This window comes from Niallia sp. (assembly GCF_031978665.1).
Taxonomy (GTDB): domain Bacteria; phylum Bacillota; class Bacilli; order Bacillales; family Cytobacillaceae; genus Niallia.
Map to the genome: position 1 here is coordinate 41129 of NZ_DALZDK010000018.1, position 20527 is coordinate 61655.

Below are 20527 nucleotides of genomic sequence, written 5' to 3' on the forward strand. Positions count from 1 at the left end.
GAGGTTGTCTTCATAAATAATTTTCTTATTATAAAACTGCCTCTTCCATATAAATACGATATTTTCTATAAACAGGAGGAAATCACATGAAGTTTAAAAAAATGAAAAAGTATTCCTTATTAACTGGTGTCTTAACAGCTTCACTTCTTTTCGCAAGTGCTTGTTCGAATGAGGGGGCCTCAAGTAATAACCAATCTAGTAAAGATGATAAAGTTGTTGTAGATTTATTTAACGGAAAAGTAGAAATAGCGGATCAATTAAAGGCACTAACAGACCAATATACAAAAGAACATCCAGATGTAACATTTAATATTGAAACAGTCGGTGGAGGTGCAGATGGAACAGCAGCCTTAAAAGCGAAATTCGCGTCTAATACTGCTCCTGATATTTTTGGAAACGGTGGGTATCAAGAGGCCTTGACTTGGCTAGATAAATTAGAAGATTTATCGGACCAGCCATGGGTAGGAGATGCTTATGAAAGTGCGTTAGTTCCTATGACAGTTGATGGCAAAATCTATGGACAGCCTGTGAATTTAGAAGGCTACGGCTTTGCCTACAATAAAGAGTTATTTAAAAAAGCAGGAATTACCGAACTACCAACTACATTTTCTGAATTAGAAGCTGCAGCAGAAAAACTAAAAGCTGCTGGCATTACTCCTTTTTCCATTGGCTATGGAGAATGGTGGGTATTAGCTAATCATGGACTGAATGTGCCATTTGCATATCAAGATGATGCAGACGCATTTATCAAAGGATTAAATGATGGCTCTACAAAAATTGAAGGCAATGAACACTTTGATAAATACTTTGATTTACTAGATTTAACGATTGATTATGGTAATAAGAACCCGTTAACAACAGACTATAATACGCAAGTAACTTTGTTTGCAACTGGCGAAGCAGCAATGATTCAACAAGGTAACTGGATTCAGCCAATGATAGATAAAATTACTCCTAACTTGGAAGTAGGCTTTATTCCAATGCCATTAAGTGATGATGAAGCAAAATCAGATAAACTAATGGTTGATGTTCCTACAAACTGGGTCGTTCATAAAGATGCTCCTGAAAAAGACAAAGAAGCAGCCTTAGATTTCTTAAACTGGATGGTAACTTCCGATTTTGCAAAAGAATCAATTGTAAAAGATTTCAAGTATGTTCCTGCATTTGAAACAATCCAAGCAACCGCAGATGACATTGGTCCATTAGGAGCTGAAATTCAAAAGTATTCACAGGAAGGAAAAACCTATACTTGGCAATTTATGAAATATCCTGATGGTGCTGGTCAAGAGTTCGGAGCTAGCCTACAGGCATATGTCGGAAAACAAAAATCACGTGAGGATACAATGAAAGCATTAGATGAAACTTGGGCAAAGCTTAAAAAATAGGCAATGCAAACTAATTATGCATTCTCTACCTAATCTTAACAATTTTTTTAAAATTTATTGATAATTTCGTCATATATTATTCATATTATTTGGTTATGATAAATCTATAGTCATTAATAGCTTTTTCAAGTCCCCCCTTGAAATTGATAGATGTAAGGAGTGCCATCGTAAATGGCCCTCCTCTTTTTTTGGCCAGTTAAAAGCCCCTACTAAGGCACCGTGAAATAAAGGAAACAAGAAGAGTAATATCATTCAATGTTTACTTACGCAACTAGATGTCCGGAGCTAGTTCATGTAACTTATACTTTTTTGCCTAAGAACAAAAAAAAGACTCTTCACAATAGAGAGTCTGGTTTACAGGATGAAAGTATCTATTAAATTAGTCCAATATTTTTATTTTCACTGTCTTGCGTCCCCAAGCCTTTGCTTTGCTAGTTGATGACACTAAGACATCGATTTTATGCCCTTTAATGGCCCCGCCAGTATCTCCGGCAATAGCTTCTCCATATCCTTCTACCCAAACCTTTGAACCTAATGGGATGACTGCTGGATCGACTGCAATTAACTTCATATTCTTATTCTTTTTTATATTATATCCAAGAGCTGTAAAATCAGATTTTGTATCTTGATGACTATAGGCAGTTGCCGTTACATAGATAACATCTTTATTGCTAGAAGACTTACTAGAAGTTTTTTTGCTAGAAGATGCTTTACTTGTAGACGGTTTACTTGATACACTTGCCACTTTATTTGATGTAGTTATCTTCTCTGTACTACTCTTCTTTGCTTCTTTTTGTTCATTCTTTATCGCAGATTCTGCTGCACTTATTTGTGCAAGCACGGCATTTTTTTGGCTTTCAGCTAGTTCCACTTCTTTCGAAACAGCCGCAAACTTTTTCTGCACAGCTGAAACTGCTTCTTGTCTTTTAGCAAGATTTTGTTGCAGTTCATTTTGAGAATCTGCTAGTTGATCATATTGCGCTGTTAATTCTTCTTCTTGCTGATCAATTGCTAGTTTCTCTTCTTCAATTTTCTTCAGATCTGCTTCCTGCTGATCTAATATATTTTTATCACCATCGAAAATAATTGAAATAGCTGTTGCTCTACTAACAAAGTCAGCAAAGTCCTTTGCATTTAACAGAACTTCTAAAACGACATTCGTTTGATCTGTATTCTGCAAGGAAACTAGGCGCTCTTTCATAACGTCTTTACGTGCTAGTACTTTATCCTCTAGAACAACAATCTCTTCTTTCTTTTTCTCTATCTGTTGTTGTGTTTCTTCAATTTTTGCCTGCAGATTTGCTATTTTCTCTTTATTCTGCTGCATCACTGTTTCAACGGCTTTTAAGTCTTCTTGAACAGCTTCCAACTCACTTAAAGTTTTTTGCTTTTCTGCTTCTTTTTCGTTAATCAATTGCTCATTTTCGTTCAATTGATTTTTCGCATCGTTAAGTGTTTCTTGACTCGTTTCTGCTTGTACCATCATCGTTGATGTCAAAAAGATGACACTACTTAACGAAATGGCCATTAGTTTTTTTAAGGAACTCATCTAAAAACCCCTTTCTCTATTGTTATAACACATGAAAGAGGTTTCTAAATTACGATTCTATTAAAATAATAAGTCATTTCCTTTAAAATTAGTTTACAGACATAGAGACAAATATAGATGATTTCCTAGGATTCTGTAGGACTCAACGGGTAAATTCTTGGTTGTAACCTTTGTAATATATCTGTTAATTACTAATATTTATCGTTTTCTAAAATGGATTATATATCCTGTGAGAGCCTTATCATATCCACACACTGAATTTCATTTTCATAGATTTCTTCTTTATAGTTTTTTAGAAAAAAATCTTTCTCAATATGAGTAATTCGAAAACCACATTTTTGATAGAGTGCAAGCTGACCAATGCTACTGTTGCCAGTGCCTACGTCCATCTCTTTATATCCAAGCTTTCTCGCTTCCTCCACCGCATGCATCACTAACTTTTTCCCTAAGCCTTTTCCCTGATAGATTTCAGCGACTGCTAGATTGACCAATTCGATTGATTCCTCTTTTGTTGGTAGCAATACATAAACACCGATAACTTGGTCTTTTTCTTCAGCAATATAGCAGAAACCCTTTTTAAGATATTCTTTTACTAGATTCTCAGATGGATCTGCTGTTAATAATAACTCGATGGGAGGACTCTCCTCTTCTGTTAACTTGCGAACTTCCATCAGCCTTCCATCCTCCCTTCTATAAACAATGCATCATTGCTTCTGCTTTCTCCCAAGGAACCGTATATCCTGCACCCTTTGCGCAAAAAATAGAGGAGGATGTATATTCTGGGTCAGCATTTTTATCATAGCCTAGTCTGTCGATTGCTTCTTGTTCATTATGACAAGGATAGTAACCTGCAAATGTTAAGGAAAGCTGCCCTTTTCCTTGTGTGAAGGATGCAAGGGTCGTACTATATTCCAGAAATGTAGCAACAGGAACTTTTCCTGTAAGAATTGCTTTGTCCTCTATTGTTTCAGGTGTCTCAAATTGTCCGTGTGCCGTTTGGATATCAGACAAAACCCTGCCCATTTGGTCTATATCTACCTTTATTTTGAAAGAATAATACGGCTCTAATAAGCGGTTACACACTTTCTCTAACCCTTGGCGCAATGCTCGATAGGTCGCTTCTCGAAAATCGCCGCCATGTGTATGTTTATTATGGGCTCCTCCAGTCAGAAGGGTAATTCTTACATCCGTTAAAGGAGAGCCTGTTAAAATCCCATGATGGTTTCTTTCAAATAGATGCTGGCGAATGAGATTTTGAATAGCAACGGGTAAATCATCCGTATGACACGCATTCTCAAATACAATCCCCTGATTTCTATTGCCAGGCTCTAATTGGAGATGCACTTCCGCATAATGACGTAATGGTTCAAAGTGTCCGTAACCAATAGTATCTGTTTCAATCGTTTCTTTATACAAAATCTCCGGTCGTTCAAATTGAACCTGTAAAGCAAACCTTTCAAATACAATCTCCTGTAGAACCTCTAACTGTATTTTTCCCATTACATGTAAGTGGATGTCTTGTAGCCTTTCCTCCCATGTCACGTGTAAAGACGGATCCTCAGCTTCTAATATTCGGAAAAACTTAAGTGCCTCCTTTTTATTAATACCTGGTTCAAACACTACTTTTGAACGAAGTGTCGGCACCAATTCATACTCGGCTTTCTCAAGAAGCTTGCCAACTCCATCTCCCACAACTGCTTTCGTAAGACCTGTTACAGCAAAAAGCTCTCCAGCATTGCCCTTGTTTACTTGCTGAAATTGATTTCCATTATATTTACGTATTTGTGTGATTTTCTCAGCCTCGCCATTCCCATACGAAAGCTCCTCTCTCACATGCAATGTACCGCTCTTTGCTTTTATAAAGGTAATTCTCGTACCAGCCTCATCATAGCGAATTTTATAAACCCTTCCCGCGAAGGGTTTATCCTTATTGTACTTTGTTGTTGTTAATCGATCAAAGCAGTCGAAAAATTCTTTTACACCAATATCCTGTAAGGCAGATCCATAGGCACAAGGATATAGACTGGTGGAAGTAATCATTTCTTGCATTTTTTCGATCCAAAACGTTGATTGATAACCCTTTTCCATATAGAAATCAAGGAGCTCTTCCTCACGTTCGGCAATAAATTCGATCAGCTCCTCTGACATATCACTACCATTAAATGAGGAAATATCACAAACATCTGTCGTAAACTGTGAACGTATTTCTTCCAAAACACGTTCTGCATCCGCTCCAGTCCGATCGATTTTATTGATAAAGAAAAACGTTGGAATCTGATGTTTTTTCAATAAACTCCAAACAGTTTCCGTATGCCCTTCTATTCCCTCCACCGCACTAATAATGACTATGGCAAAATCCATTACTTGAATCGCTCTTTCCATTTCCGGAGAAAAATCAACATGCCCAGGAGTATCAATTAAATAATACGTTGCATTTCCGTATTCAATTATGCCTTGATCTGCAAAAACAGTGATGCCTCGCTGTTTTTCAATCATATGACTATCTAAAAAGGCACTTTGATGATCTACACGCCCACGTTTTTTTATGCTATTAGTGTGATACAAAAGCTGTTCTGAAAAAGTCGTCTTTCCTGCATCGACATGTGCTAATATTCCAATCGTTTTATTCATTTTGCATACTACTCCCATTCTGTCGAAATAAGGTGGTGAATTATGTAGGGGCTATCCTTTTTGCTTTGGTTTACGATGTAGCACTAATTTATCTAAAAAATAGGCAAGGGAAATTCCCGATACATAGCGGACTAAATCAACTGGAATAAATCCCTTTCCTAATATCAACGCACCTATTGTCGTATGTCGAAGCTCATTTATCCAGTTTGCTTGATATAATTGACTAAATTCGATTCCGAAGCTAAATAAGAGACTGCATATCCCTGCAAATAGGACTCTTTTTCTTATGAAGAGAACACGAAAGCCGAAATATACCATCATAGCCCAAATCACGTCTCCTGCATGATTTGCAATCAAAGCAGGAATAAAATCACCGTATTTTCTAGATGAAAGACCTAATACTATCATCAGCAAAACAGTAACGATGTAATGAAATCGCTCATTGCCTTTGAACTTTTCATTTAGCTGTTTCATGTTTGTCACTCACTATGGTTAGATTTAAAGTATATAGCTTTATTATAATTAGTTCCCTTTAAGCTTGCTATCTTTTCATATCCGGTTTTTTCTTGACAAAAATAAAGAGACCGATCAAAAGAATGGTCTCTGAACATCATTATTAGGTTCCGATTTAAGCTTATTATCCCAAAAATAAATCTAAAATATTAGACGCTTTTGATGTTTGCTTATTATAAAATTCTGAATATCCACATTTCTTGCAGAAAACAACGGTGAACGTATTATGCTGAATATCCATTAACTTCGATAAGCCTGTTCCTGACATAGCTACATCTTTCGTTCCTACCTCAGTCCCACCGCATTTGACACAGCCTTTACTCTCCATAATAAAACACTCCTTTTTCTTAGCGATAACCTTAATTTGTGCATCTATCTATATTTTTACGTATTAAAATCAATTAAGTTTCATTTCCTTCTTAATTACTAAACGATCAATCAAGAAATAGCTCTAACATATCGTAAAGATACCTGCTCTTCCCCCGTTTCTGTCACTGTTATCTTTTTCCCCTGAAAAATAAACCCTCTTGCTTCATAAAACGGAATCCCTCTGTGATTCCCTTCTTGTACAGATACCCATTGCTTTGTTGCACCTAATGCTACTTGGTCTTTCGTCAATGCTTCTAGAAGGAGCCTTCCCATTCCTTGATAGCGATATTTCTCATCCATATAGAGAACGAAAACCTCAGAGACATTCCCACCCGTCATTCCTCCACCGATAACGCCAACTACCTCAGAATCAAGTAATGCAATATAGGAATAACTCTCATTTTCCAAATCTTTTTCAATCCGCTCATGATTGTACCAAAATTCAACCGTTTGCTTCTGACATTCTTCACTAAGCTTGCCTTCTACCGTTTGTCGCCAACCAGTTGAACAAATTCTTTGAATCGCTTCTGCGTGTTGGATACTTGGTTTTTCAATAGAAATTTGTACCATGACTCGTTCCCCTTCTTCTCATAAATTTTCTTTTCCTCTTTCAACGATCCATTAATTAGATTTTATCTTTATTTTTCATCGAACGTATAGCCTAAAACTAATTTTTTTACATTTCAAAAGGATTTCCATTAGGAAAAATTGAAAGATATAGTATAAAGAAATAGGAGTGAGATAGTTTGGAATTAAATGATGTTATACACGGGCATAGATCGATACGAAAATATGAGGATAAGGAAGTAAGCCAAGAACTATTGGATCAAATATTAGAAGCAGGAATTCGTGCTTCATCCAGTGGGAATATGCAATCTTACTCGATTATTGTTACGAAGGATAAGGAGCTTAAAAATCAATTATACAGTGCGCATATGGACCAATCCATGGTTGTGGATGCCCCTGTCCTCCTTACATTTTGTGCTGATTTCAATCGAATGAGAAAATGGCTTGAGTTGAATGATGCGCCTGTACATTTTGATAATTATATGAGTTTTATGATAGGGGCCATTGATGCAACATTAGTATCACAAAATTGTGCGTTAGCAGCAGAAAATGCAGGACTAGGTATTTGTTATATGGGCTCCACTCTTGCGAATTGTGATCAAATAGGCAAACTACTAAATTTACCAGAGAATGTTGTACCTGTTGTAGGCTATTCTTTAGGTTATCCAGCTGAAAATCCAGCCCCACGTGATCGACTGCCAAAGCATGGACTTGTTCACTATGATACCTATCAAGATTATTCCGACCAAGAAATCCTTGAAATCTATAAAGAACGGGATGAAAAAGGCTGGAATCGCTATATGGACGTCCCTCGACTAAAAGAAATGACAGAACAATTAGGATTAAAAAACCTAGCCCAAATCTACACCATAGCAAAGTATACAAAAGAATCGCATCACGAATTTTCACAGACGGTACTGCATTACTTGGAAAAACAAAATTTTATGAATAACGGATAATAATATAATTTAATAATTATAATCTCAATACGAAGAAATGCTCCTCCACTTATCTTCGTTATAGTGGGGGTTTTTGAGATTCGACTTTCCATATGAATTATCCAAAGCAGAATTACTAAGTTTCCCTTCTCCAGTTTGAAACTTTTCCTCGTTAAAAAAATATACGCCTGAAGTCTTACAAAGAATGAAGACCTCCGTTTCATACAAACATTATCCAATTAATGTTAAAATTACCAATAAGAATTAAATAACCCGCCCATATTTCACAATAATTCTGCCTGTTATAGCGAAACAAAATACTAATAAAGGGGAATTAGATGAAAAAATTTTTTCTTGGTTTATCATTATTTTTGTTTTTAACTTTATCCTTTTCAGAAACAAGCTCAGCAAAAGAAAACACAACACCTTCAGGAATGCCTTTAGAAAATATGGAAGCATTTATTGATGAATATGTAAAAGATTACATCGGAGAAACAGCTGCAGGTGCAATTGTTATTATTACGAAAGATGATCATATTCTTTTATCAAAAGGCTATGGTTATGCTGATATAAACAAGAAAACACAGATGAATCCAAACACTTCTATTTTAGAGTGGGGTTCCATAAGTAAGTTGTTTGTTTGGGTATCGGTTATGCAAATGGCGGAACAAGGAAAGATTGATTTGGAGGAAGATATACGAAGGTACTTACCTGAAAAATTGTTAACAAAGCTTACCTTCGATGAACCGATTACGATGTTACATTTAATGAATCATAATGCTGGTTTTGAAGATAGCATTTTTGATTTAGGATATTCCTCAAAAGAACAAGTGAAATCGTTAGAAGAAGGTTTAAAAATAGCCGAACCAAAACAAATATATAAGCCAGGAGAAGTTGTTGCTTATTCCAATTATTCCACTTCTTTAGCTGCTTACATTGTAGAAAGAGTAAGCGGACAAAAATTCGATGAATATGTATCGAGTAATATTTTATCAAAATTAGAGATGAACCATACAACTCCCCATATCTCGATTGAAAAGAACCAGGATTTTTTTCAAAATAAAACAAAAGGGTATGAACTAGGAGAACCCAAAACCTTCCTTTTATCCAATCCCTTTTATATGTCTTTATATCCAAGCGGAGAGATGAATGGAACAGCAGAAGATTTAGCGAAATTCGCAATGGCCCTCATGCCAGAGAACAGTCAAGGTTCACTTCTTTTCAAAAACATAGATACATTAACGAATCTTTTGTCACAGAGTTATGCCCCAACCGAAAATGCTCCAGGGATTGCCCATGGATTTTGGGAATACGATGGCAATAAGAGAGGTTTATTGCATGGCGGAAACACTGCCTCTTTCTCTAGTATGGTTCACATCGTCCCAGAAGAAAGATTTGGCGTTATTATTTTAACAAATCAAGCAGGAGAGTCCAACCTTACTTATGGACTAACAAAAGAATTAGTTGGAAAAAAGGAACTAACTAGTTCAAAAAAATTACCTAGTGCAAAAGCTACAGAGGGAACCTATATTTACGCTCGAAAAATGGATAGCACATTTATAAAGATGTATTATTATTATTTCACCCAGCTTAAAATAAAGGCTGTGAGCAACAATGAAATGGAATTAAATGTGGGGGGAATAACAGCTAATTATATTCAAACAGAACCTTATGTCTATAAATATAAGGATGGAAATGAACTATTTTTAGCCATGGATACTTTATCTTTTCAAATAAAAGATGATAAGATTCATAAAATTTCTACCTTATATACAGATTTTTTACCTTCAGATAAAAGCAAAGTTTGGCTAACAACAAGTGCCGCGTTATTATTATATTGCATGATATTCTTTCTCTCCTCTTCCACTTTCTGTATTATCCATTTAATAAGTAATTGGAGAAAAAAGAGACAAACATTAAGAATTAAAAAATGGAATTCCTTATTGAACTTCTCTGGAATAGCATTGATTATTAATGTCGTTATATTAGCAATTAGGATGTTGATTAATAGCAATCGAGCTTACTCTGAAGTATTTGTACAAATTGTAGCCAATTATTGCTTAACCTTTATAAGCTTACTAACGATTATTTTCATTATCTTTGATTGGAAGAAAGCAGTAATACATACTAAGGAGAAGTTTTTTTATCTTTTGTCCGTATGTAGTATGATGATTCTAATAGTGTTACTGATCACTTGGAATTTTTATCATTAAATATTACTATCAAAAATGCACTTGGAATAATTCCAAATGCATTTTTCGCATAATTTCCATTTTGTTTTTATATCCCCTTACTTTTCCACCATGAGAGGTGTGACCTCTGTCCTCCCCCATTTTCGCCAATACAATACCTTCATAATAAATTTAATTAAATTTGCATAAAAAATCGAAAAAATCATCAATATATTTCCATAGAGGTGAATTATTTTGAAAAATAAACTCGAAAAAAGAATTGAACTATCATCCTGGATTATTATGTCATTTTTATTAATAGTATTAGTACCAAGAAGTAAAATTCGAGAAGCACAATTATCATTTTTGTTTAAACAGGTTATTACTTGGATATTTGGTTTACTAGTAGTTGAAAAAAATCTAATCTCCTATCCATCTCGTTTATTTTTCAAAAAGGCTAATAAGAGTAGTTTTACTTTTGAATATTTTATTTATCCAGCATTATGTTCATTCTTCAATCTGTATTACCCAGAGAAAAGAAATTCCTTTTATAAATTCTGTTATTACTTTATGTTTTCAGGAATGATTACAGGATTTGAACTAGTTGCTTGTAAATACACGAAGTTAATTAACTACAAAAATTGGACATGGTATTGGAGCTTAATAACAATGTGGATCACATATTTTATTTCGCGAATCTACTATAGATGGTTTTTTAAAGATAAATTAAAAGCTCCAGTGGTATAAAGAAGCTGATTCAATCAATCAGCTTCTTCTTTTTTACGTGCAATATCTGTATAAAAATCTATCTTATCCTACTTAGGAAGCACTAATAATATAGGTATTTGCCTAAAGGCAATCGACAAAAAACCCTTATCCATCTTTAAAATGTCCCCTTGACCAAAACATTTTCAAAAAATTTTTATCATTAAATATTAATATCCAAAACAAGGCTGGGACATAAGTATTCCTGCCATAGATAAACCCGAACAACTATATTTAAGAGCTACATTACACTTTACAGATTGTCTATTTACTTTTGTCCCATCCTCATTTCGTACATATAACGTCCATTGCTTTTATATATGGAATTGAAAATAACTCCATCATTCAATTCGCACATTCGTACATTTAATACAATATCTCTTACATTAATTATCATTTCATATATCTTTTAACAATTCTTCGAACCATTGAACATTTACTAAATGATGAGAACGGGAATTTTCCAACATCTTTTTGAAATAAATAGGAAGTGTTTCATTAAACTGAAGCGTTTGTTCTAATAAAAAAATTTTCTTTTGCGTTTGTTCGATTTGCATGTTTATTAGTTTTGTTAGTTCCTCACTTTTATATTCATCTGCAAATAACATTGCTGCATAAAAAGATAAGTTTATATAATCTGTTTTAGAACCATACTTAAACATCAACTTTTCAAATTCTTTATTACCTAGTTCTGTAATAATATAATTACGCTTCTCTCTAGTATTATCTAATTGGTCAACTTTTTGAATATATTGCTTTTCTTCTAATTGTTGAAGATTATAATAGAAGGAACCTTTAGTAAAATTCACTATATATTTATAGTGTCTCTCTTCCATTAGCGCCAATAATTCGTATCCGTAAGAACCTGGTTTTTGTTTTAATAAGCCTAAAATTAGTAATGGAATCAAAAAAACACCTTCTTTATATTCTTCCTTAACAATATGGGAATAGTTATCCCATCCTTTTATCGTTTACTTCTTGTTAATTTGTATGAGCTGAGATTCAAATTCGTCATATGAAATTTTCCCTACCGCCAATTCTAGCGTCTTTATATATATCTTTTCTGTTTTTGTATTTGCTCTAGTATGAATAAGATGAATCAACTCATTTTCATTATTTAATGGCTTCAATACATGTTGTTTTTTAGAAAAGGCTTCAAAATATCGCAAGCCAAATTTTCTTTGAGAAATTGCATCTATATGAATACCATCTGGATTAGAAGTTAAGCCTTCTGCTGTGACAAAATAGCAATTGTCTTGTTCAAAAGCAAATTTTTGCAACTCTTTATTAATGAAGTTATATTCCGTAGAGTATTTTCCAAACCCTTCTTTGCCTAGAAAATCTCCTAAACCACCAATAATAAAAGGAATATCTGGAACGTTTAACTCTTTTCTAAGAGCCTCAACAATGGAAAGTAATTTTTTGTAATAGACTTTGTAATTACCATTCATACTATCACTTTCTCCTTGATGCCATAGAATTCCTGTTAACTCACTATTCTCCATAGCAAATTTAGCTTCCGTTAGCACGTGTCGAAAAAGCGATTGATCTACGGCCCATTCATCCAGTCTGCTTCCACCTTCTGCACAAGGAATGAAGCCGATCTTACCTTCTTGATTTTGACGACACCATGTATCTGCAAAGGAACCAGCAAGACTTATTCCTGAAACTGGACGGTCATAATTGATAGGCTCCGTCATCATTTGCCATCTTCCATTACGTAACATTTGTATTCTCTCATTATAAATCGGTGGAACTTCATGGATAAATCCTCGGCCTGCCATATTCGACTGTCCTATCATTAAAAACGATTTAATCATTTTATTCATCCTTTCTTTTTATTTAATATTTACGCCATTACTTATTTTAGTAGTCTATACTTGAAATGAAAGTCTCCTAAATTCACTGTTAGTCTAATTAGACTAACCACTTTTAAACATTATAGTCTAATTAGACTAATTGTCAATTATATTTTAATGGATAGTCGTCATAAAAAGACAAAATAAGAAAATGGGACAAGGAACCTGTCCCATTGTCCCTTAATGCAACTTCACACCAGCTTTTGTTTTGCGAAATTCAGCCCACCGATGATGGGTCAAATTAAGTGGCAATGTGCTTGAATCAATGATTTTTAGTGGCATCACAAGTTTTGTGTAATGAGTTTTGGCATGAATTTGTCCCAATAAATCAAGAAAAAGTCGTTGAAATAGATCGGGGTTCAAACCATTTATTCGCCGTGATAATTGAGAAATACTAATAGATTCAAGGTCAATTCCTTTTTGAAGTTCGTTATCGAAAAGACAATCTCCCAACGCATGAAGACTTTCGACTTCTTGTAGCTGCGCAAAAAGCAGTAACTTTAAAAAGGACTCCGTCGTTAATTTTTTCGTATAGTAATCTAATTTTTTTGTTTTCACCTGATCATTAAATAATTCCATATTTATTGGTGAAAACCATTGCTCAAATGAATTTTTTCGTGTAATCTTGTTCATGCGTGAGTCCTTTTTTAGTGGATTTGGACGGGTTACCACCTGACTTATCCATTATAAAGGACTTTTTCTTTGCATTAAATTAAATTTGTGAAGATTATGAGTATTTTTAATGTTGAAATTAAATTAATGCAACACTAGTGAATATTGATATTTTTTTCATATATTCACCTAATAATTTTTTGGGGGTTAGCCATAAAGTTAATGCTTGACCAACATAAAAGCAGTCAAGCATCAATACATACTATAAACAACTTGTTTATTTGTCTTGATGGAAAAATGATTGTGTTTTGGAAAATTCTAATAATTGCAAGGTTTAGATAACTCCCTTCAATAATTAGCTAATTTTCTTCAAGGCATCAACGTTTTGAGAGTTACTATTTACTGTTTTTTACAATAAGATAAGTAATTGCGAACGAAGTACCTATTGCAATAGCGATTCCAATTAATGCATAAGGAAAATATGGTCCAACATAAGCGACTAAACTCACAATACTTGAAAGGATATAGCCATAAATTCTAACACCCATTGTAGCAAAGAATGTACAAGCTACTGCACTACCAATCGTACATGCGATAAAGGCTTTCTTATTTTTAATTAGTACACCGAATAGAGCTGGTTCGGTAATCCCTAGAAGTGCAGAAACACTTGCTGAAAGAGCAATCGTTTTTTCTGTTTTGCTTTTGGCTTTGAAAAACATCGCAAAGGTTGCACCTGCAATCGCCATGTTTGTCATAAACATCATAGGCATTAGCATGTCAAATCCTTTATCGGCGAAGTTTTGAAGCGCAATTGGAGTGATCGCATGGTGCACACCAAATACAATTTCAATTGGTCTTGTTGCACCCATCACAACACCCGCTAGGATTGGAGAAATATTAAATAATTCTTCAACCATTAAAGCGATTCCTTTTCCAACGTAACTACCCAATGGTCCAGATACGATTAACGCAAAAGGGATAGCAATAAACAAAGTTAATGTAGGGGTAAATACAGTTCTTAAAATGTTAGGCATGTACTTATCCACCCATTTGTGAATATAACTTAATGCCCAAACAGATAAAATGATTGGAATAACATTACCAGCATAATTTATGACTGGTACTGGTAAACCAAGAAAATGAAATTGGCTAACTTCCCCTAATTTAGCGGCATCATTTAAGGTTGGGTACATAAAGCCAGCTGCAATAGCAATGGCAAGATATTGGTTGGTTTTAAAAATTTTCCCTGCGGAAGCAGCTAAGAAAAATGGTAAGAAATGAAAGACGCTGCTTGCTACCAAGTCTAAAATTTTAACTGTTTCAGTATCCGCTGATAATATCTTTAATGCAATGAGACCAGCAATAAGCCCTTTGAGCATCCCCGCACCTGCGATCGCAGGAACAATTGGTCCGAATACACCCGACACAACATCAAATAATCGTCCGAAGAAACCTTTTTTCGTATCACTTTCTTGCTCGTTTTCATGCTCTCCGTCGATCCCAAGTTCATCTGTCAGAACTGTATAGTACTTTTGCACATTTGTACCAACGATGATTTGATATTGATCGCTTTGTAGTTGTTCTCCGATTACTCCCTGCAATTGTTTTACCTTATCATGCTCTATTAATGACTGGTCATACAAATCAAAACGAAGCCTAGTCATGCAATGCCAAGCTTTCTTAATGTTCTCTTTGCCACCGACATAATCGATGATTTTTAGAACAGTATCTCTTTCTTTCACTGTTACTTCAACCCCTTATAATGAATTACTTATGAATTACTTATGAATTACTTATGAATTCCCAAAAATAATCGATACTAAATTGCAATTCGAATTGACAAGCACATAATAGCATATTGAAACGCACTTTGAAAACGGTTTAAAAAGACCAAAACACAAAAGAAAAACCTGTTTTATCAAGGTTTTCCCCTTATGTTTTTTTAAAATTGGTATGGTAAATAACTTAAATAAAACTACTTCCCATACCAAATTGACGCTGGTGTTTTTACTATGTTTTAATTTAGATTATAAATTGCTTCGATTTGACAAAATGTATTTAAAGAGAGGAAGAATCACAGTTGGAACCCACAATTATTACAGATATAAAATCATTTGTGACTAATCCACGTAGACATAATCTTATTGTTGTTAAAATAGAAACGAACAAAGGTATACATGGATATGGGTGTGCCACATTTCAGCAACGCCCATTAGCAGTACAAACAATTATAGATGAATATTTAAAACCTCTACTACTAAATCGTGATGCGAATAATATTGAAGACCTATGGCAAGTAATGATGGTTAATTCTTACTGGAGAAATGGTCCAGTTATTAATAACGCTATTGCTGGTGTAGACATGGCTTTATGGGACATCAAAGCCAAATTAGCGGATATGCCTCTTTATCAATTATTTGGAGGAAAGTCAAAGAACGCTATTGCAGCTTATACCCATGCCGATGGATTAACACTTGAGGAACTTCTTTCTAATGTTGATAAATTAATCAAGCGCGGTTTCCGACATATTCGTTGTCAGTTAGGTTTGTATGGCGGCAAGAATCACAATATGCACTTAACAAAGGGTTTAAGTGAGGGAGAATACTTTGACCAAGACATTTATATGAGAGATGTCGTGACGATGTTTAAGGCATTACGTAAAGAATTTGGGTATGAAATTCATTTTCTTCATGATGTTCATGAAAGACTGTTTCCTAACCAAGCTCTCCAATTGGCAAAAGATCTGGAACCATATAAGCTTTTCTTTCTAGAAGATATATTACCTCCTGATCAAAATGAGTGGTTATCTCAATTACGAACACAATGTACTACACCTATTGCAACAGGGGAATTATTTAATAATCCAGCTGAGTGGAGAAATCTCATTGCAAATCGTCAAATCGATTTCATTCGTTGCCATGTTTCACAAATCGGAGGAATTACACCTGCACTTAAACTAGCTGCACTTTGTGGGAATTTTGGTGTTCGGATTGCTTGGCATGGTCCGTCTGATATGACTCCTATTGGAGTCGCGGTCAATACACACTTAAATATTCATCTTCATAATGCAGCAATTCAAGAGATTCAAGAACCAGATGAAAATACGAAGAAAATGTTCCCTAACTCTGTTGAAGTAGTGGATGGATATATTTATCCTATTGAAAGAGTTGGTATTGGCGTGGAATTTAATGAAGATATGTCTAAAGAATATCCGGTCATTTATCGTAAACATGAATGGACCCAAGCACGTATTCCAAATGGCACTATTCACACACCATAAGGTACAGACTCTCCTTATTCAAGTGCCTCTAGAGCATTTACTCTTTAGAGGCATTTTTTATTGTAAAAAAGTATTAAAAACTTTCCTGCAAGTAAAAAATATGAAAAGATAAATTAAAGGAAGTAAATCTTTTTTCTAGAGGTAAATGACTATGAACAAACGTGATTTCATTGCTGATGATATCCTAAGTAAGATTTATCAAAATAAATACAAAACCGGTGAAAAAATGCCTACAGAAAGGGATCTTGCTGACCAATATGAGGTATCGAGATATACAATTCGAGAGGCATTGAAAAAATTAGTTAATATTGGGTGTATTAAAATTATTCAAGGATCAGGAATTTTCGTAAATGAAACAAGATATAAAAGTCCATTAATTTATAATTCATTAACTGAAAAAAAATTTAAAGACATTCAATCTAAAATTATTTATCTAACAAAGATCAAACCCGATAATAACTTAGAAAAGATTTTTGATCTAAACGGACATCACGCAAAATTATGGGAATATAAACGAGTTCGGATTGTTAATTACCATAAAATGCAAATTGAAACCACAAGATTACCTTATTCATACTTTCCAGATTTAAATGAAGAAGAAATAAAAAAGTCTGTGCATGATTATGTGCAACAATGTGATTATCAAATATCCCACTTCATCACAACCTATACTCCTGTAAATGTTAGTAAAGAGGATGCTACACTTCTTAACTGTAAAAAAGGAGTGGCTGCAATGAAAATAATAAATAGAGGAATTCTTCAAAACGGTAAAGTGTTCGAATATAGCGAAATGATAAACTTGGATTATTCGGTTTCTTACTTTACACCTTTTAACCCGCATAGTCATAATTACAGAAAAAAATAACGTTACTCTAGGTACATCTCTTCACAATATTTTGTGGAGTAAACATATATTATGTTTACTCGTACCAAAAAGGGACCGTCAAATTATGGTCCCTTCTTTCCCATCAAGATGTTCAAACAAGTATTAGAGCCAATTAGTGACAGAAAAGAAAAATCGTTGTAGTAGATTTCGAATGAAAATTTATTATATGAACATTACAGACAAAATAAGAGATTCCTGTCAATAAATAAGAATTCGTCATCTCCAACACCAGTGTAAAACAACATAACTGCAACGATACACATTATGTCCAATAATTAAGAGAGACCATTGCATCTAATATAGCTAAAATAAAAAAAGAACTAAATTATTTTATTAAATTTGATGAGCTAACACCTGAGATGTTACACCGCCTAGTTGATAGGATTGAAATTAAAGAAGATGGGTCTCCACGAATTTATTATCGCTTTTCGAACGAATTAGTTTGATTATGTAAATAAGAAAAGCTCATCTAAATAGGAATACTTAAACGAGCTTTTCAAACATTTTATATTTTTTTTAGCAACGCGCAACACTCCACGTGCATGGTCTGTGGAAACATATCCACAGGCTGCACTTCTTCTGTCTTATAGCCACCGTCTTCCAATATCCGCAAATCACGAGCTAGAGTAGCTGGATTACAGGACACATAGACAACTTTTTTCGGCTTCATATCAAGAATGGTCTGTAATAATGCTTCATCACAGCCTTTTCTCGGTGGATCTACTACTAATACATCTGCTTCATTTCCTTCTTTATACCAGTTGGGGATAACTACTTCCGCTTCCCCTACGGCGAATTCCACATTGTGGATATCATTTAATAGCGCATTGTTTCTTGCATCTTCAATGGCTTGTGGAACAATTTCGACGCCGAATACTCGACTTGCCTTTTTGGCTAAAAATAACGAGATTGTGCCAATTCCACAATAGGCATCGATTACTTTCTCTTCACCTTTTAGATCCGCATATTCGAGCGCTTTCTCATAGAGTACCTTTGTTTGGTCTGGGTTCACTTGGTAAAAAGAACGGGCAGAGATAGCGAATTTCACATCACCGATAAAATCGGTAATCGTTTCTTCTCCCCAAAGCACCTTCGTTATATCTCCCATTATTACATTCGTTTTTTTGTTATTCACATTGTGGATAATTGATTTGATATTTGGCACTTTTTGAACAATTTCATCAACAATTGCTTTTCGATTGGGGATATCCTGTGTACGAGTGATTAATACAATCATTACTTCCTTCGTAACTAACCCTCTTCTTACCATAATATGACGTAAATCCCCTTTATGGCGTGCTTCGTCATAGGCACGGACTCCATATTTCGAACAAATATCTTTAACTGTATTTACGACATAATCATTTTCCTCTTGCTGAATCAAGCATTGTTCCATATTTATGATTTGGTGAGAACGTTGTTGATAAAATCCCCCAATTAGCCCACCTTCTTGTTCCCCGATTGGAACTTGTGATTTATTGCGGTAGCGCCAAGGATCTTCCATGCCTAGCGTTTGGTGGACAGTCGTATTGATTTTTCCAATCCGCTCGAGAACATCCTTCACATGCTTATGCTTCATTTTCAATTGTCCTTCATAGCTTAAATGCTGTAATTGACAGCCGCCACATTCCTTATAAATAAGGCAGGGAGCTTCTACTCGGTAAGGACTTCTCTCTTTTATCTCCATCAATCGGCCGAAACCATAATTCTTATTTGTCTTGATTACTTTGATGGTCGCTTTTTCACCTGGAAGTCCATTGGGGATAAATAGTGGATAACCCTCTACTTTTGCTACACCTGAGCCATCATGGGTTAAATCTTCAAAAACTATATCTATTATATCGTTCTTTTGAACGGGTAATGTTTTACTCATTATCGTCTTCCTTTACATCGATATTTCCGAAAAAAATAAGCGTGGTAATTGTATCATATTATCAGGAAAGCGCAAACCAAACCTCTTCATTATGGAAAAAATTTAGGGATAACAAAACAAAAAGTGAGGGGATTTCTTATTCCTCTCACTTCTGGTTATTATCTGTTTGTGACACTTCTTTATAATCCTTGATTTCCGGTCGATCTTCATCTCGAATTTCTTCAATTGGCACAAATAACTCAAAGTGACGATATAAGTTAATAAATTCGGCTGGTAATAAGCCGCCAAATTCTCCATCAAGATTTAATTGAACCTTCTCGTCAGAGCTTACTTTAATATGATTCGCATTCGTATAAATAACATTCGGATCATTTATATGTTCTCCGCGGAGAGCAAGTGAAGCAATTCGAATAAAATCAGCAAGGTTTGCCTTTTTTAAGATTAGCAAAGAGAAAAGACCATCATTAATAGAAGCTCCAGGCGCTAACTTTTCAAAGCCACCAACTGAATTAGTAAGACCAACTAGAAACAACATAGCTTCCCCTTCAAATAACTTTCCATCATATTCGATTTTCACATGGGAAGCTTTGATAAACGGTAACATTTCAATGCCTTTTAAATAGTAAGCAAGTTGTCCAAGCATCGTTTTCAGTTTACTTGGAACCTCATAAGAGATTTCCGTTAAATGCCCACCACCACTAATGTTAATGAAATATTTATCATTCATTCTTCCAATATCAATTGGGATTGTGTCGCCCTTTGCGATTACATCTACCGCTCCCATGACATCTCTTGGAATATGCAATGCTCTAGCAAAATCATTTGTCGTTCCAACAGGAATAATTCCAAGCTTTGGACGATATTCTTGTTCGGCCATTCCATTTACTACTTCATTGATTGTTCCATCACCACCTGCAGCAATAACTAGATCAAACCGTCTTTCTACTGCTACTCTTGCTGCATAGGTCGCATCCTCTGGTCCAGTGGTTGCATGACAGGATGTTTCATATCCTGCCTCTTCTAATCTTTTTAGCACTTCTGGCAAGTGTCTTTTAAATGCTTCCCGACCTGAAGTAGGATTATATATTATTCTTGCCCTTTTCATTTTTTCATCATCCTATAATCAAAA

At 34.7% G+C, this 20527-nt stretch carries 18 protein-coding genes and 1 pseudogene; 7 read left to right on the plus strand and 12 right to left on the minus strand.

Annotated elements, in window-relative coordinates; genetic code table 11:
* Nucleotides 1-86 precede the first annotated feature (86 nt).
* Nucleotides 87-1385 carry an ABC transporter substrate-binding protein gene (locus RTL21_RS11500; RefSeq protein WP_312096030.1) on the plus strand — a complete coding sequence of 433 codons (1299 nt, stop codon included), beginning with the start codon at nucleotides 87-89 and terminating at the stop codon, nucleotides 1383-1385.
* Nucleotides 1386-1764: 379 nt separating this feature from the next.
* Here RTL21_RS11500 and RTL21_RS11505 read toward each other — a convergent pair whose 3' ends face one another.
* The 6 genes from RTL21_RS11505 to RTL21_RS11530 form a co-directional block, all read right to left on the minus strand.
* Entirely contained in the window at nucleotides 1765-2934 is a 1170-nt protein-coding gene (locus RTL21_RS11505) for a 3D domain-containing protein (RefSeq protein WP_312096031.1), read from the minus strand.
* A gap of 218 nt (nucleotides 2935-3152) precedes the next feature.
* Nucleotides 3153-3605 carry a GNAT family N-acetyltransferase gene (locus tag RTL21_RS11510; RefSeq protein ID WP_312096032.1) on the minus strand — a complete coding sequence of 151 codons (453 nt, stop codon included), beginning with the start codon at nucleotides 3603-3605 and terminating at the stop codon, nucleotides 3153-3155.
* A gap of 19 nt (nucleotides 3606-3624) precedes the next feature.
* Nucleotides 3625-5565 (minus strand): GTP-binding protein, encoded by a 1941-nt coding sequence (locus RTL21_RS11515; RefSeq protein ID WP_312096033.1) that lies wholly within the window; start codon nucleotides 5563-5565, stop codon nucleotides 3625-3627.
* A 51-nt stretch (nucleotides 5566-5616) separates the two neighbouring features.
* Nucleotides 5617-6039, minus strand: a complete 423-nt coding sequence (locus RTL21_RS11520; RefSeq protein WP_312096034.1) for a ribosomal maturation YjgA family protein — start codon at nucleotides 6037-6039, stop codon at nucleotides 5617-5619.
* 163 nt (nucleotides 6040-6202) lie between these two features.
* Complete coding sequence (locus tag RTL21_RS11525; RefSeq protein ID WP_312096035.1) at nucleotides 6203-6406, minus strand: zinc ribbon domain-containing protein; 204 nt, start codon at nucleotides 6404-6406, stop codon at nucleotides 6203-6205.
* 110 nt (nucleotides 6407-6516) lie between these two features.
* Nucleotides 6517-7017 (minus strand): GNAT family N-acetyltransferase, encoded by a 501-nt coding sequence (locus RTL21_RS11530; RefSeq protein ID WP_312096036.1) that lies wholly within the window; start codon nucleotides 7015-7017, stop codon nucleotides 6517-6519.
* Between the two features lie 176 nt (nucleotides 7018-7193).
* On the opposite strand from RTL21_RS11530, the gene RTL21_RS11535 reads away from it, so the two are divergent.
* The 3 genes from RTL21_RS11535 to RTL21_RS11545 all read left to right on the plus strand — a co-directional run bounded on the left by RTL21_RS11535 (nucleotide 7194) and on the right by RTL21_RS11545 (nucleotide 10870).
* Nucleotides 7194-7973 carry a nitroreductase family protein gene (locus RTL21_RS11535; RefSeq protein ID WP_312096037.1) on the plus strand — a complete coding sequence of 260 codons (780 nt, stop codon included), beginning with the start codon at nucleotides 7194-7196 and terminating at the stop codon, nucleotides 7971-7973.
* Between the two features lie 317 nt (nucleotides 7974-8290).
* Nucleotides 8291-10165 (plus strand): serine hydrolase domain-containing protein, encoded by a 1875-nt coding sequence (locus RTL21_RS11540; RefSeq protein WP_312096038.1) that lies wholly within the window; start codon nucleotides 8291-8293, stop codon nucleotides 10163-10165.
* A 213-nt stretch (nucleotides 10166-10378) separates the two neighbouring features.
* Entirely contained in the window at nucleotides 10379-10870 is a 492-nt protein-coding gene (locus RTL21_RS11545) for a CBO0543 family protein (protein WP_312096039.1), read from the plus strand.
* A gap of 416 nt (nucleotides 10871-11286) precedes the next feature.
* Here the strand turns inward: RTL21_RS11545 and RTL21_RS11550 are convergent, their stop codons facing one another.
* The 4 genes and pseudogenes from RTL21_RS11550 to RTL21_RS11565 all read right to left on the minus strand — a co-directional run bounded on the left by RTL21_RS11550 (nucleotide 11287) and on the right by RTL21_RS11565 (nucleotide 15101).
* Nucleotides 11287-11796, minus strand: coding sequence for a PadR family transcriptional regulator (locus RTL21_RS11550; protein ID WP_312096040.1), 510 nt, complete (start codon nucleotides 11794-11796; stop codon nucleotides 11287-11289).
* Nucleotides 11797-11859: 63 nt separating this feature from the next.
* Nucleotides 11860-12708: a sialate O-acetylesterase gene (locus RTL21_RS11555; protein ID WP_312096041.1), complete on the minus strand. Its 849-nt coding sequence runs from the start codon at nucleotides 12706-12708 to the stop codon at nucleotides 11860-11862.
* Between the two features lie 222 nt (nucleotides 12709-12930).
* A pseudogene (locus RTL21_RS11560) lies at nucleotides 12931-13380 on the minus strand (DUF4372 domain-containing protein); the annotation flags it as partial.
* 374 nt (nucleotides 13381-13754) lie between these two features.
* On the minus strand, nucleotides 13755-15101 hold the full coding sequence (locus RTL21_RS11565) for a PTS transporter subunit EIIC (protein ID WP_312096042.1): 1347 nt from the start codon (nucleotides 15099-15101) through the stop codon (nucleotides 13755-13757).
* A gap of 338 nt (nucleotides 15102-15439) precedes the next feature.
* Here RTL21_RS11565 and RTL21_RS11570 point away from each other — a divergent pair, with 338 nt between their 5' ends.
* The 3 genes from RTL21_RS11570 to RTL21_RS11580 all read left to right on the plus strand — a co-directional run bounded on the left by RTL21_RS11570 (nucleotide 15440) and on the right by RTL21_RS11580 (nucleotide 17971).
* Nucleotides 15440-16639 carry an enolase C-terminal domain-like protein gene (locus RTL21_RS11570; RefSeq protein ID WP_312096043.1) on the plus strand — a complete coding sequence of 400 codons (1200 nt, stop codon included), beginning with the start codon at nucleotides 15440-15442 and terminating at the stop codon, nucleotides 16637-16639.
* A 151-nt stretch (nucleotides 16640-16790) separates the two neighbouring features.
* On the plus strand, nucleotides 16791-17504 hold the full coding sequence (locus RTL21_RS11575) for a GntR family transcriptional regulator (RefSeq protein ID WP_312096044.1): 714 nt from the start codon (nucleotides 16791-16793) through the stop codon (nucleotides 17502-17504).
* Nucleotides 17505-17824: 320 nt separating this feature from the next.
* Nucleotides 17825-17971 (plus strand): DUF4368 domain-containing protein, encoded by a 147-nt coding sequence (locus tag RTL21_RS11580; protein ID WP_483870167.1) that lies wholly within the window; start codon nucleotides 17825-17827, stop codon nucleotides 17969-17971.
* A gap of 59 nt (nucleotides 17972-18030) precedes the next feature.
* On the opposite strand, the gene rlmD is transcribed toward RTL21_RS11580, so the two are convergent.
* Entirely contained in the window at nucleotides 18031-19398 is a 1368-nt protein-coding gene (gene rlmD / locus RTL21_RS11585) for a 23S rRNA (uracil(1939)-C(5))-methyltransferase RlmD (RefSeq protein ID WP_312096045.1), read from the minus strand.
* A gap of 145 nt (nucleotides 19399-19543) precedes the next feature.
* The gene (locus tag RTL21_RS11590; RefSeq protein WP_312096046.1) at nucleotides 19544-20503 is read right to left on the minus strand and encodes a diacylglycerol kinase; all 960 of its coding nucleotides are present in this window, start codon (nucleotides 20501-20503) and stop codon (nucleotides 19544-19546) included.
* Between the last annotated feature and the right edge of the window lie 24 nt (nucleotides 20504-20527).

Coding starts and splice junctions, on each gene's coding strand:
- RTL21_RS11540 (WP_312096038.1), top strand. CDS start 8,291: ATGAAAAAATTTTTTCTTGGTTTATCATTATTTTTGTTTTTAACTTTA.
- RTL21_RS11515 (WP_312096033.1), bottom strand. CDS start 5,565: ATGAATAAAACGATTGGAATATTAGCACATGTCGATGCAGGAAAGACG.
- RTL21_RS11590 (WP_312096046.1), bottom strand. CDS start 20,503: ATGAAAAGGGCAAGAATAATATATAATCCTACTTCAGGTCGGGAAGCA.
- rlmD (WP_312096045.1), bottom strand. CDS start 19,398: ATGAGTAAAACATTACCCGTTCAAAAGAACGATATAATAGATATAGTT.
- RTL21_RS11530 (WP_312096036.1), bottom strand. CDS start 7,017: ATGGTACAAATTTCTATTGAAAAACCAAGTATCCAACACGCAGAAGCG.
- RTL21_RS11510 (WP_312096032.1), bottom strand. CDS start 3,605: ATGGAAGTTCGCAAGTTAACAGAAGAGGAGAGTCCTCCCATCGAGTTA.
- RTL21_RS11525 (WP_312096035.1), bottom strand. CDS start 6,406: ATGGAGAGTAAAGGCTGTGTCAAATGCGGTGGGACTGAGGTAGGAACG.
- RTL21_RS11575 (WP_312096044.1), top strand. CDS start 16,791: ATGAACAAACGTGATTTCATTGCTGATGATATCCTAAGTAAGATTTAT.
- RTL21_RS11555 (WP_312096041.1), bottom strand. CDS start 12,708: ATGATTAAATCGTTTTTAATGATAGGACAGTCGAATATGGCAGGCCGA.
- RTL21_RS11505 (WP_312096031.1), bottom strand. CDS start 2,934: ATGAGTTCCTTAAAAAAACTAATGGCCATTTCGTTAAGTAGTGTCATC.
- RTL21_RS11500 (WP_312096030.1), top strand. CDS start 87: ATGAAGTTTAAAAAAATGAAAAAGTATTCCTTATTAACTGGTGTCTTA.
- RTL21_RS11520 (WP_312096034.1), bottom strand. CDS start 6,039: ATGAAACAGCTAAATGAAAAGTTCAAAGGCAATGAGCGATTTCATTAC.